General features: G+C 66.3%; 9 protein-coding genes. 3 read left to right on the top strand and 6 right to left on the bottom strand.

Going from position 1 to position 13,243, the window contains the following annotated elements; all coding sequences use genetic code 11:
* The first annotated feature begins 18 nt into the window (after positions 1–18).
* From modA to AAA989_RS04215, 3 genes are read left to right on the top strand one after another with little or no spacing between them, the layout of a single operon-like run.
* Entirely contained in the window at positions 19–777 is a 759-nt protein-coding gene (gene modA / locus AAA989_RS04225; RefSeq protein ID WP_338241349.1) for a molybdate ABC transporter substrate-binding protein, read from the top strand.
* A complete protein-coding gene (modB, locus tag AAA989_RS04220; RefSeq protein ID WP_338241348.1) occupies positions 774–1,463 on the top strand; it encodes a molybdate ABC transporter permease subunit in 690 nt (229 codons plus the stop codon). The genes modA and modB overlap by 4 nt, the downstream gene beginning before the upstream one ends.
* On the top strand, positions 1,453–2,103 hold the full coding sequence (locus AAA989_RS04215; RefSeq protein ID WP_338241347.1) for an ATP-binding cassette domain-containing protein: 651 nt from the start codon (positions 1,453–1,455) through the stop codon (positions 2,101–2,103). The genes modB and AAA989_RS04215 overlap by 11 nt, the downstream gene beginning before the upstream one ends.
* 2 nt (positions 2,104–2,105) lie before the next feature.
* Here AAA989_RS04215 and AAA989_RS04210 read toward each other — a convergent pair whose 3' ends face one another.
* The 6 genes from AAA989_RS04210 to glgX form a co-directional block, all read right to left on the bottom strand.
* Positions 2,106–4,310, bottom strand: coding sequence for a xanthine dehydrogenase family protein molybdopterin-binding subunit (locus AAA989_RS04210; protein ID WP_338241346.1), 2,205 nt, complete (start codon positions 4,308–4,310; stop codon positions 2,106–2,108).
* Positions 4,303–4,776: a (2Fe-2S)-binding protein gene (locus tag AAA989_RS04205; protein ID WP_338241345.1), complete on the bottom strand. Its 474-nt coding sequence runs from the start codon at positions 4,774–4,776 to the stop codon at positions 4,303–4,305. Before AAA989_RS04205 ends, AAA989_RS04210 begins: the two co-directional genes overlap by 8 nt.
* Positions 4,777–4,928: 152 nt before the next feature.
* Entirely contained in the window at positions 4,929–7,412 is a 2,484-nt protein-coding gene (gene treY / locus AAA989_RS04200) for a malto-oligosyltrehalose synthase (protein WP_338241344.1), read from the bottom strand.
* Positions 7,406–9,406 (bottom strand): 4-alpha-glucanotransferase, encoded by a 2,001-nt coding sequence (gene malQ / locus AAA989_RS04195; RefSeq protein WP_338241343.1) that lies wholly within the window; start codon positions 9,404–9,406, stop codon positions 7,406–7,408. The genes treY and malQ overlap by 7 nt, the downstream gene beginning before the upstream one ends.
* Positions 9,403–11,109 carry a malto-oligosyltrehalose trehalohydrolase gene (gene treZ / locus AAA989_RS04190; protein WP_338241342.1) on the bottom strand — a complete coding sequence of 569 codons (1,707 nt, stop codon included), beginning with the start codon at positions 11,107–11,109 and terminating at the stop codon, positions 9,403–9,405. The genes malQ and treZ overlap by 4 nt, the downstream gene beginning before the upstream one ends.
* 31 nt (positions 11,110–11,140) lie before the next feature.
* Positions 11,141–13,243 carry a glycogen debranching protein GlgX gene (gene glgX / locus AAA989_RS04185; RefSeq protein WP_338241341.1) on the bottom strand — a complete coding sequence of 701 codons (2,103 nt, stop codon included), beginning with the start codon at positions 13,241–13,243 and terminating at the stop codon, positions 11,141–11,143.

Genomic DNA, 13,243 nt, shown 5'->3' with positions numbered 1-13,243 from the left:
GGCCCTAGGGTGCGCTGCATGACGGGCAGGTCCTTTCTTCTCGCGCTGGCGACACTGGCATGTGCCGTCCTTCAGTCCTGCGCCCCTGCCGAGGAAAGGGGGCCGGTGGTTCTGGCGGCTTCCAGCATGCAGGAGGCACTCGGCGCCGCTGCGGACGACTGGGCCGCGCACGGACATCCGCGACCCGTCCTTTCGTTTGCCTCCAGCTCCGCCGTGGCGAGACAGGTGAGCGAGGGCGCGCCTGCCGACCTCGTCGTTACCTCGGACGACCGCTGGATGCGCTGGCTCGAAGATCGAAATGCGCTGTCCGGATCGCCGGTGCCGCTCGTTCGCAACGCCCTGGTCGTGGTCGCGCCGGTTGACGGGGACGGGCCTGGAAGCCTTGCCGAACTCGCGGCGGATCCGGATGGAGGCCGGCTTGCGATGGGAGAGCCCGAGAGCGTGCCGGCAGGCGAATTCGCGCGGGACGCGCTGCAGAGCATGGGCCTGTGGGATGAACTGTCACCTCGCATCGCGCCGGGCGAGAACGTGCGCGCCTCGCTGGCACTGGTCGAGCGGGGGGAAGCTGCGCTGGGCATCGTCTATGCCAGCGATGCCGCAGCCAGCCGGCGCGTTCGGGTGGTGGAGCGGATCGATACCCAGGCGCACCCGCCAATAGTCTACTACGCCGCGCAGGTCGCCGGTGCCGGTCACGAGGACACCGCGGCGTTCCTCGACTACCTGGCGTCGCCGCAGGGACGCCGGGTGCTGGTGACGAAGGGTTTAGCGGCACCATGACACAAGCCGAATGGGCCATTGTCCTGCTGTCCCTGAAAGTCAGCGTGATCGCCGTCCTCGTCACCATGCCCATCGCCTACGGGCTGGCCTGGGTCATAGCCCGCCGCCGCTTTCCCGGGCGGATGCTGCTGGATGCGCTGGTACATCTTCCGCTGGTGCTGCCGCCTGTGGTCACCGGCTGGCTGCTCCTGATCGTGCTGGGGCGTGGGGGAGTGATCGGCAGCTGGCTGTACGACACGCTGGGCATCACCCTGGTCTTCAACTGGACCGGGGCTGCCGTTGCGGCAGGCGTCATGGCGCTGCCCCTGATGGTGCGCGCCATGCGCCTTTCCATCGAGGCCGTCGACCGTCGCCTGGTCGGCGCGGCGCGCACCTTGGGTGCATCTCCCCTGCAGGCCTTCCTCACCATTACCTTGCCACTCAGCCTGCCGGGCATTGCCGCTGGCGCGATGCTGGGCTTTGCCCGATCCCTGGGCGAATTCGGCGCCACGATCACCTTTGCAGCCAACATCGCGGGCGAGACCCGCACCCTTCCGCTCGCGATCTACACGGGCCTGCAGATACCGGGCTCGGAAAGCGCGGTGGCGCGGCTGGCCGTGATTGCCATAATCCTGTCACTGGGCGCGTTGCTGGTGTCCGAATGGCTGGTCCGGCGATCGCAGGGGGCGCGTGCCCATGTCCTTTGATATCGCCATCGACATGGAGGTCGACGATCACGCCTTCGCGCTGGCGTTCGCTTCCGATGCCAAGCTGACGGCGCTGGTCGGTCCCTCAGGCGTGGGCAAGACGAGCACACTGAACGCCATTGCGGGGCTTATCCGCCCGAAGGCCGGGCATATCACGGTTTCGGGCGAGACATTGTTCGACGCCGCTTCCGGCGTGAACCTGCCGCCGGAGAAGCGGCGCGCCGGCTATGTTTTCCAGGACGCGCGGCTGTTTCCGCACAAGCGGGTGAAAGCAAACCTCGCCTACGGCAAGAGATTTGCCCCCGGGAACGCGGGTATCGTTTCGCAGGATGAGGTGGTGGACCTGCTCGAGATTGGCCACTTGCTGGACCGGTTGCCTGCAACGCTTTCGGGCGGCGAGGCGCGGCGGGTCGCCATCGGGCGTGCCCTGCTGTCCGCGCCGCGATTCCTGCTGCTGGACGAGCCGATGGCATCGCTGGACGAACGGCGAGCAGAAACGCTCTTGAGGCTGATCGAACGCCTGCGCGACGAGCTCGACCTGCCGATGCTGCTGGTCAGCCATTCGGGCGCCGAGGTGGAGCGGCTTGCGGGCCGGGTGATCGAAATGACCGGACCGGGAACCAGTCCCGGCCCGGCCTGATCCTAGGCGAAGATCGACTTGTCGATCGGCAGCGAACGCACCCGCTTGCCGGTCAGCGCGAAAAGCGCATTGGTTAGTGCGGGGATGACCGGGGGTAGGGCAGGTTCGCCAAGACCCGTGGGATTGTTGTCCGACAGGACCCACTCCACGTGCAGCTGCGGGGTCATCGGCATGCGCGGTATGGGGTAGTCGTGGAAGTTCGACTGCTTGGCCGCGCCGCCTTCGATCTCCACGGCCAGCTGAATCGCCTGGCCGATGCCATCGATGATGGAGCCTTCCACCTGGTTCAGCGCGCCGTAGGGGTTGATGATCTGGCTGCCGACGTCACCCGCCGCCCAGACGTTGTGCACCACCGGGTTGTTGCGATCGTCCAGGCTGGCTTCCACCACCTCGGCGAAATAGCCCATGTGGCTGTAATAGAATCCGAAGCCCAGCGCGTGACCGCTGGCGACGGGCTGGCCCCAGTTCGACATCTGCATGACCTTGCGCGTGACTGCCTGCAGTCGCGGCGCGGAGAAGCCCGGCTGCGGCCCGACGAAACCCTGCGTTTCAGGTTCGGGCTCCACGCCGTCGGTGATTTCCAGCATCAGCGTGGGCAGATCCTTGCCGGTTGCATGGGCCACCTCGTCGAGGAAGCTCTGCATCACGAAGGCCATGGCGTTCGAGGTCGGTGCCCGCAGCGCGCCCATCGGCACGGCGGAAGCCATCTTGGTCTGTTCGAACTTGAGGTTCTCGACGTACTTGGCCGGGAATTCGTCGGGCGACATGGCTGCCGGATTGAACTGTCCGCCGCCCAGGTCGAAGGTGACGAAGTGATCGGCCCAGCCGGTGATCCTGCCCTCGGCGTTCACCGCCGCGCGCAGCTTGTGCCAGCCGGCGGGGCGATAGAAGTCGGAGCGCACGTCATCCTCGCGGCTCCAGATCATCTGCACCGGCGTGCCGGGCATTTCCTTGGCGATGGCGGCGACCTGAACCATGTAATCGTTGTTAAGCCGGCGACCGAAGCCGCCGCCCATACGCGTGATGTGCACGACGACCTGGTTCTGTTCGAGGCCCAGGTAATTGGCCACCGCCTGCTGCCCACCCTGCGGCGTCTGCGAGGGGGCCCACATCTCCATGGTGCCGTCCTCGTGCATCAGCGCGGTGCAGTTCATCGGCTCCATCGCTACGTGCGCCAGGAACGGATAGCTGTATTCGGCTTCCAGTACCTGGTCCGCGTCGGCGAATGCCGCATCGACATCGCCCTTCTCGGCGAACACTTCGTCGGAAGTGCCTGCGGCCCACGCTTCCTGCGCGGCCTGGGCATATCCGGCCGAGGAATGCGTTTCCCATTCGCCGTTGTCCCACTGGGGTGCCAGCGAGGCGCGCGCCTTGTTGGCGAGCCACCAGTTGTCGGCGATCACGGCAATGCCGTCGACCAGTTCGGCGGCATTGCCGTTGCCCTCGATAGTGAAGGCATCGATCACGCCGGGTTGGGATTTCGCGGCTTCGAGGTTCGCCGAAACCAGCTTCGCGCCGAATACCGGAGAGCGTTCGAACGCGGCATAGACCATTCCGTCCAGCTGCGTATCGACACCGAAAATCGGTTCTCCGCGCACGATCTTGGGGCTGTCGACCCCGCCGATCGCCCGGCCGATGATGCGGAAATCTGCCTGGTCCTTCAGTGTCAGTCCGGCAGGTTCGGGCACTTCCATCATGGCGGCATCGGCGGCCAGTTCGCCATAGGTGGCGGAGCGGCTGGTGCCCGGCTGCACGACGCGGCCCGGCTCCGTCGCCAGCGATGCGGCATCGACGCCCCAGCGCTGCGCAGCGGCGGCAATCAGCATCGCCCGAGCTGCCGCGCCGGCCTGGCGCATGGGAATCCAGTTCATCGGCGTGGCGAATGAGCCGCCGGCCAGCTGCGGACCGTATTTGGCGGCATTGGTATCCGCCTGCTCGATCGACACCGAATCCCAGTCGGCATCCAGTTCCTCTGCGATCAGCATGGGCAGCATCGTCTTGATGCCCTGGCCGATCTCCGGGTTCTTGCCGATGATGGTGATGGTGTTGTCACCATGGATGGTGATGAAGGCGTTGAGATCTGCCGGACCCGAAACCGCCGTGGCGCGCCCGGCCATCGGGAAAGTCGCCGCGAGGGCAAAGCCGCCCCCGGCAACCGCCGAGGACTTCAGGAACAGGCGACGCGAAAGTTGCATCTGCTCAGGCATTGGCCGTCTCCTCGTCACGGGCGACCTTGGCAATGGCGGCGTGGATCCGCTTGTAACATGCACAGCGGCAGATATTGCCCTGCATCGCCGCGTCGATTTCGCCATCGCTGGGATTGGGATTGTTGTTGAGCAGCGCGGTGGCGTTCATCAGCTGCCCCGCCTGGCAATAGCCGCACTGCATCACGTCGTCGTCCAGCCACGCCTGCTGCAGCGCTTGGCCAACGGGCGTCTCGCCCAGTGCCTCGATAGTCGAAACCTTCTTGTCGCCAATCGCCGAAAGCGGCAGCGCGCACGAACGGGTGGCCTGGCCGTCGACATGGACGGTGCAGGCACCGCACATTCCGATACCGCAGCCGAACTTCGTGCCGACCATGCCGAGCTCGTTGCGCAGCGCCCACAGCAGAGGCATGTCTCCCGGCGCATCGATCTCGCGCGTTTCGCCATTGATGGTGACACGATAGGCCATGAAGAGAAGCTCCCGCTTGTTCATCCGAGTGGTGCACAGACTTGCGCAGATTGACAATGTCTACAGGACTTGGGCGATCAAGCCAACAGGTACGAAGGTCGGCGGCCTCCTATCGGGAAGCCCTCATGGCATCCGAGAGCGCGCCGAACCTTCTATAACAGACGCTTACCCTCAGACCCGCGCTCGACGAGCCGGATCGCGACCGGGAGGCTGGCGAACAGGTCGCTGGCCATCTGCCCTTCGCTTCCGGGAAAACGGACCTGCGTCTCCCCCCACCACGCGGCCGGAGGGGCCGGTCGGGATTCGTTCAGCAAGGGCCGCGCGCACTTGACGGCGAAAGCGCACTGCAGTTCTGCGCCTTCCATCGTGCGCGTGAAGGCGACTACATGGTCCGAGCGGGAACCCGAGACTTGCGCCGCGCGATAATCCCCCTTGGCAAGAAGTGTCGCTTGATGCCGCCGGATATCCAGCATGCCCGCCAAGAGCGCGAATTTCGGATGTGCAGTGCCAGCGACGTCGAGCATCGCCTCCCGCTCTGCGAAGTTCACCGGCCGGCGGTTGTCGGGATCGACCATGCTGTAATCGGGTAGCTCACAGCCCTGATAGCAATCGGGTACGCCCGGCACGGCGTTGCGCAAGGCAGCCTGCACGAGCGTGTTCGCCAGTGCAGCGCCCGAAGTTTCCTGAACGAAGGCGGCGATCTCGCGCGCTACGCATCCCCGCTGCCCCCGACCGAGCAGCTGGCTGACGAACTCGTCCGCACGCTGTTCGTAGTCAGTGTCCGGCTGCTCCCAAGAAGAACGCAGCTTCCCCTCGCGCAAGGCCTTGACCTGCCAGGCCGATAGCCGCTGCGCGAAGTTCGTCAGGCCGGTGGCATCGTCGGGAGACAAATGCTCCGGCCAGGCGCCGAACAGCATCTGGTAGAGCGCGTAGCGGTCGCCGGCATGAAGCCCGCTGTCGGGGCCGCGGGCGATCCCGTCCCAGGCCGCTACCCGCTCCGCCCAGACGTCCGGCACGGCCGAGAGCACGGCCAGTCGAGCCCGCACGTCCTCTCCGCGCTTGTGATCGTGGGTTGCGGTTGCCAGCATCGAATGCGGGAAGGACCGCGCACGACCTTCGCATACCGCGTGAAAATCGTCGATGGAGCAGGCCATGCGCGATGCGTCGAAGCCGACATCGAGCCGCGAGAGCAATGTGGCGTAGCGGTAGAAAGCCGTGTCCTCGACAGCCTTGGCGGCGATCGGAGCGGAGAGTTGCTGGAACCGGCGGACCGCCTCTTGCGCAAGCCGCGCATCGCCCGGCCCATTTCCTGCCAGCCAGCCGAGAACGCGGTCGGCGACTTCAGCCTCACCCGGCGGGGTAAAAGCCGCTGCATCGCGGCGTGCCCGCTCGCGAACCTGCGCGTCGCTGGCGGGGGCCTGTGAGCCGGTGCCATAGGTGCGATAGACCGGAAACACCCATAGAAGTCGCTCGATCGCCCGGCGGATCATGCCGTCGGTCAGCCCTGTGGTTTCCCGCGCCGAACGGGCGAGGGCGGAAAAGGATTCCACGCAGGCCTGCAGCTGACCCTCGAAGGACCAGGACAGCATGTCTTGCCGCGCCTGCAACTCTTCCTCGTGGAACGACAGTTCGCGCCCGCTGAAGCGGTGACAAAGCTCTTCCAGCGGCTGCGCGCCCGCCGGATCGTGCAGCAGGGCGGAGACGTCCTCCATGAAGTCGTAGCCGCTGGTTCCGTCCACGCCCCAGTCTTCGGGAAGGCTCTCGCCGGGTCCTAGGATCTTCTCGACCACGATATAGGCGGGGCCGGGAGGGGCCTGGGGATCCCGCGAGAGGGTATCGAAGCGCGCGCGCAGCTTGCGGCAATAGCCTGCAGGGTCTGACAGGCCGTCCACGTGATCGATGCGCACGCCGTCGATCAGGCCTTCTTCCCACAGGCGGAAGTAGAGTTCGTGCGTCCGCTCGAACACACTCTCGTCCTCGATCCTCAGCCCGGCGAGTTCGTTGATCGTGAAGAAGCGCCGCCAGTTCAGATCGTCGTTCGCCTGCCGCCACCAGCCGAGGCGGTAATGCTGCCTGTCGAGCAGACGCTGCATGGCCTCATGGTCAGCCGGATCGGGCAGGTCGCCTTCGTCGGGCCGCAAGGGAATGTGGTGTTCGCCATAGACGGTCAGCACCGCCTCATCGCCCGATCTGTCGATTGCCACGTGGCCCTCGGCGAGCACTTCGGGCAATGGCGCGCCGAGGATCGGCAGCATGACCGGGCGGCGCCAGTCGATATCGAAGAACCGCGCGAACTCGCTGGCCTGGCCGTGGCGCAGCACGTCGTTCCACCACGCGTTGTGCCCGCCGGCCACGCCCATGTGATTGGGGACGATGTCGATGATCAGGCCCATCCCGCGGGCGCGCAGAGCGGTCACGAGGCTGCGCAGGGCCTCCTCCCCGCCCAGCTCCGGATTCACCCGGGTGGGATCGACGACATCGTAGCCATGCCGGGAACCGGGCACCGCCACGGTGATCGGCGAAGCGTAGACATGGCTGATGCCGAGCCTGTCTAGATAGGGCACCAGCTTCTCTCCCTGCGCGAGAGGGAAGTCCTTGTGGAACTGCAGCCGATAGGTGGCGCGTGGCGTTACCATCGGCTCTTGTCCAGCGCCTTGAGCCGCCGCGCGACATCGGGCCGCGCCAGCAGATCGGCTGTCGGGGCGGGCATGCGCCGCCGCCAGTTGGGGTGTTCGTCGATGGTGCCGGGAATGTTTGGTTGTTCCAGCTCTCCGCAGATATCCTCCAGCGGCACCAGCGCCAGTTCACAGGAACTGCGCCCGACATGGACGAGAGCCGCGTCGACGACCGGGCCCGGATCGCCCGGCGAAGGCATCTGACCCGAGGCCGACCCGCTTGCCACCAGTGCGTCCCAGAACTCCGACCGATCCGCATCGCGCGCCGCGCGCGCTTCCGCTTCGCTTTCATGACCGGAGGCGCGACCCAGCTTCCACGTCCAGTCGATGTCGCGTCCCTGCCACCATCCGGCGATGGTGAAGACATCGTGCGTGCCTGTCATGGCGACCGCCTGTTCGGGCCATTCGCCGGGCGGGATATAGGCGCCGTCCTCATCCCGCTCGAACCACAGCACCCGCATGCCCAGCACGTGCTTCGCCTCCAGTTTCGGACGCAGCCCTGCGGGCACGGTGCCCAGATCCTCGCCGATCACCACGGCGTTTGCCCGGTGGGATTCGATCGCAAGGATGCGCAGCATGTTGTCGAGCGGATAGGCGAGATAGGCGCCGTCCGCCGCGCTTCCGCCATGCGGCACGACCCACAGCCGGTTGAGGCCGAGCACGTGGTCGATCCGGATTCCGCCCGCGTAGTCGAGCGCGGCGCGCAGCGTGGCGATGAATGGCGCGAAGCCGCTGCGCTTGAGTGCGGCGGGGGAGAAGGTCGTGAGCCCCCAGTCTTGGCCGTCCGGCCCCAGCAGATCGGGCGGCGCGCCAACGGAAAGGCCTGACAGAAGATCGGCGGGTGCGCTCCAGGCGTGGCTGCCGCCGCCATCCATGCCAACGGCGAGATCGGCGATCAACCCGATACCCATACCTGCCTCGCGCGCGGCGTTCTGCGCTGCGGTGAGACTTTTCGCCGCCAGCCACTGCGCGAACAGGTAGAAGTTCACCTCCTCGCGGTTCTCTTCGGCAAAGCGGGTCACCGCCGCGCTGCCAGGATTGTGAAATTCCTCCGGCCAGTCCTGCCATCCACGCGCGCCACCTGCGAAGAAATGCGCATGCAGGGCATCGTAGATGGCATGGCTATCGAGCGCCTGCCCCATCCGGTCGCGATAGGCCATCACGTGTGGCTCGACGTCCGGCCAGCTCGCCGCGAACGCATTGCGCAGTGCCGCCATCCGCTGCGGGATCGCCGCTTGCCAGTCGATCAGATCGCTATCGTCTCCCGATGGCAGGTCCATATCCACCAGCGTCGGATCGGCGAACAGCACGTTCAAAAACAACCGGCTGGAAGGCGCATAGGGGCTGAAGCGCGCGGGATCGGTCGGGAACAGCGCATGGGTCGGGCTGATCGCCAGCGCCTCTGCACCCGCCTCGCCAAAGTGGCGCGCCGCATCGGCCAGCGCGCCGAAATCGCCGAACCCGCGCCCATGCCCATCGCGCAGGGAAGGTAGCTGAACCGCCGCTCCCCAGGCGCGGGGTTTGCCGGCCAGGTCCGCAACACCCAGGCAGCGCTCCGGCGCGATGGCGATCTGCACGGTGAAATCCGGTCCTTGCAGGCGGTGGTAGCCGATCTCCGCGATGGGAGGGACGCGCAATCCCTGCTGCGTCTTCGTGATGGTCAGGGGAATTCGCTGTCCGCTTTCCAGGTGAATTTCGCCCGCACCGGCACTGCCCAGCGACGCGGGCAGCGACAGCATCTCTCCGCACCGGGCGGAGACGAAGTCGCATCGCGCCGCGTCGGCACGGCAGCGCTCGATGCTCCCGGCAATGGCTGCATCGCTTTCCGCCGGATAGCCAAGAGCGGCAAGGATGCGGCGCAGGTTGTCGTCGCTCACGCGCTGGGCCTCGCCGGCCGCATCTTCCCAATCGACCTGCAGTCCGGCCAGACGCGCAAGTTCGTGCAGCCGGCTCATGTCGCCAGCGCGGCGCGAAAGCTGCCCGGCGCCCCCTCCTGCCCAAGCGTGAACAGGACATCGTCCCCGGTCTCTGGGAAACGCACGTCGCTATCGCCCAGATTGATCGCGACGGAGAGAACTGCGCTATCGGCCATGCGCCAGCGCGCCGCCACGGCGCCCGGACCCAGCACTTCGGAACCAAGCCCCTGCGCGCCAGCGAGGCGGGGCACCACCTGAGCATGGCGCAGCGCCATCAATTCGCGATAGAGGCGGCGCCATTCCTCCGCGTCGGGGCCAGGCTCGGGCTTCGATGCCGCGAATGTGGCATGGGCGTTGGGGTCGGGAATGCGCTCACGCGCCTGCGGGTCGGCAAAGGCCGCGAAGCTGGCGAATTCGCCCCGTCGGCCTTCGCGCACGGCGTCGGCCAAGTCCTCCTCGAAATCGGTGAAGAACAGGAAGGGCGAATGGCTGCCCTCGTAGTCGCCCATGAACAGCAGCGGGATTTGCGGCATCAGCAGCAGCAGCGCCGTGGCCGCGCGCAGCCTGTCGGCATCCGCCAGCACGGTCAGCCGTTCGCCCAGAGCGCGGTTTCCCGTCTGGTCGTGGTTCTGGAGAAAGGCAACGAAGCGGGTGGCGGGCAGGGCGGCGCTCGGCGTGCCGCGCGCATTTTGCGACCCGGGCGGCGTCTCTCCCTGATAGATGAACCCTTCGGCCAGGCATCGCGCCAGCTTTGCCGTGGGGTCTTCCACGAAGCCTGCGTAATAGCCCTCGCTCTCGCCGGTCAGCAGCACGTGCAGCACATTGTGGAAGTCGTCGTTCCACTGTGCGTCGTAGAGGCCGGGAGCGAGCCTGTCGGCATCGTTGCCTTCGTTTTCCAGCACCAGGTGAATGTGCCTGTCGGGAAAAGCCGCGCGGATTTCCTGCGCCATGTCGTCCAGGAAAGTGTTGTCGGCAATGGCGTGGACGGCGTCGAAGCGCAGCCCGTCTATCCGGTATTCGCCCAGCCACATCAGTGCGTTGTCGATGAAGAAGCGCCGCACGGGATCGCGCGAGACGGCGACCGCGCCGCCCCAGGGCGTATGCGCATGGGCATCGAAGAAATCGCTGGCATAGGCGCCCAGATAATTCCCGTCCGGCCCGAAATGGTTGTAGACCACGTCTAGGAACACCATCAGACCCAGTTCGTGGGCGCGGTCGATCAGCGCCTTGAAGTCGTCGGGCATGCCATAGCTCTCCGCTACCGCGTAAGGCAGAACGCCATCGTAGCCCCAGTTGCGGTTTCCGCCGAAAGCCGCGACGGGCATGATCTCGACTGCCGTAACACCGCGTTCGGCCATTTCGGGAAGCCGATCCGCAAGGCCGGAGAAGCCACCCAGTACGCCGACATGCACTTCCTCTATCACCGTCTCTTCCCATGCCCGTCCGCGCCAATTGGCGCTGCTCCAGCGATAGGCGGCGGAATCGGTCACGACGCTCCAGCCATGGACGCCGCCCGATTGCGCGCGGGATGCCGGGTCGGCAACGGCAAGGTCTTTCTCCACCCGGAAGCGGTACCGTGCGCCCGGTTCCGCCTCGGCGACGGCGGAGAACCAGCCATCATCCTCCGGCTCCATCGCGACGGGCGAGGCTCCCTCCAGCTCGAGCGTGATCTCGCTCCTGTCAGGTGCCCACAGGCGGAAGCGCGTGCGGCCATCGTCCAGCAGCTTCGGACCCCACCTCATGCCGGGCCGGCTGTCGGCTGAGGGCGCGGCTTCAGGGTGCGGCACGGGTCCCCACCACGATTGCTGCGGCGCGATCCTGAATGACGAGGGAATGGTCCAGCTCGCGTTCGTGTCCGTCCGGATCGGCGCTGTCGATCAACAGCTTGTACCGCAGGTCGCCGGGAGGCGGCAGGAGATAGGTCAGGGCCTCGCCGCTGCCGTTCATCATCAGGCTGACCACCTTGATGCTGCCGTCCTTGCGCTTGCGTGCCCGGCGCATCACCAGCGCGCGCCCTTCGGTATTGTGCCAGTCTTCCGGGCTGAGATGGAGGCCGCGCTCGTCGAACCACTCGATGTCCAGGATGCCGGGCGCCACCTCCACCTCGCCATGGAGAAAACGACTGGTGCGCATCAGCAGGTAGTTGCGCCGGATCGCCGCGAGACGAGCGACATAGGCGCTAAGGGCCTTGCCCTCATCGCTTTCTAGGCGCGACCAGTCGAACCAGCTGATCTCGTTATCCTGGCAGTAGGCGTTGTTGTTGCCGTTCTGGGTGCGCCCGAACTCGTCCCCGCCCAGCAGCATCGGCGTGCCGAGGGAAGCGAACAGCGTGGTGAGCATGGAACGGGTGACGCGCAGGCGGATCTCGCGGATCGCGGGATCGTCGCTCGGCCCTTCCACGCCCCAATTGCAGGAATAGTTCTCCGAATGACCGTCCTCGTTGTCTTCCCTGTTCGCCTGATTGTGCTTGCCTTCGTAGGAGACCACATCGCGCAGCGGCTGCCCGTCGTGCGCGGTGACGAAGTTTACGCTGGCCCAGGGGCGCCTCGCGCGCATGTCGAACAGGTCGGCCGATCCGGCGATGCGATTGGCGAATTCGGGCCGCATGTCGGAGTCCCCGCGCCAGAAGCGGCGCGTGGCATCGCGGAACTTGTCATTCCACTCGGCGAAGCCTGGAGGGTGGTTGCCAAGCTGATAGCCGCCCGGTCCGATATCCCACGGTTCCGAGATCAGCTTCAGTCCGTTCAGTACCGGATCCTGCCGCAGCACGTCGAAGAAGCCCGAGCGCGGATCGAAGCCATTGTTGCCGTCGCGCCCCAGCGTGACGCCGAGATCGAAGCGGAACCCGTCGATCCGGTAGCTTTCTGCCCAGTAACGCAGGCTGTCCGCCACCATCTGCAATACGCGCGGATGGCTGAGATCGAGGGTGTTGCCGGTGCCGGTGTCGTTCACGCAGTAGCGCGGCTCTTCCTCGTTCAGACGGTAGTAGGTGGCGTTGTCCAGCCCGCGAAAGTTGAAGGTGGGGCCAAGCTCGCTGCCCTCGGCGGTGTGGTTGTAGACCACGTCTAGGATGACCTCGATTCCCGCGGCGTGCAGGCGGCGGATGGCAATCCGCAGCTCGTCGGAATCATCGCCCGCCATGTAGCGCCGCTCGGGCGCGAAGAAGGACAGGGTGTTGTAGCCCCAGTAATTCACCAGCCCGGCCTCCTGCAGCCTCCGGTCCTGCACTATCGAATGGATCGGCAGCAGTTCGAGCGCGGTCGCGCCGATGCGTTGCAGATGCTCGATCACCTTGGGATGGGCGAGCGCGGCAAAGGTGCCCCGTTCCTGCGCCGGCACTTCCTCCAGCAGCTTGGTCAGCCCCTTGGCATGCGCTTCGTAGATGACCGTGTCGGTCCAGGGGGTGTGGGGCCGCCTGTCGCCGGACCAGTCGAAGGCTTCGGAGGTAACCACGGCCTTGGGCATGGCCGCCGCGCTGTCGCGCCGGTCGAAGCTCAGGTCCTTGCGGGGGGAGCGCACGCGATAGGAATGCAGCGCATCCGTCCAGCGCAGGTTGCCCGCGAGCTTTCTCGCATAGGGATCGAGCAGCAGCTTGTTGGGATTGAACCGATGGCCGTTCTCGGGCTCGTAGCGGCCATGCGCGCGGAAGCCGTAGATCAAGCCGGGCCGCGCACCGGGCAGATAGCCGTGCCACACCTCGTCGGTCCATTCGGGCAGCCGCAGGCAGGCGATCTGGCGCCGTCCGTCGGGCTCGAACACGCAGAGTTCGATCGCGTCGGCATTGGCGGAAAAGACCGCGAAATTGACGCCCAGCCCATCGAAGGTGGCGCCCAGCGGATAGGGGGATCCGGCCTCCAGCCGGTCGGGCATCTGCAT

This window comes from Aurantiacibacter hainanensis, assembly GCF_036321025.1.
Taxonomy (GTDB): domain Bacteria; phylum Pseudomonadota; class Alphaproteobacteria; order Sphingomonadales; family Sphingomonadaceae; genus Alteraurantiacibacter; species Alteraurantiacibacter hainanensis.
Note: the sequence above shows the minus strand (reverse complement) of the source record. Positions and strands in the feature narration are given on the sequence as shown.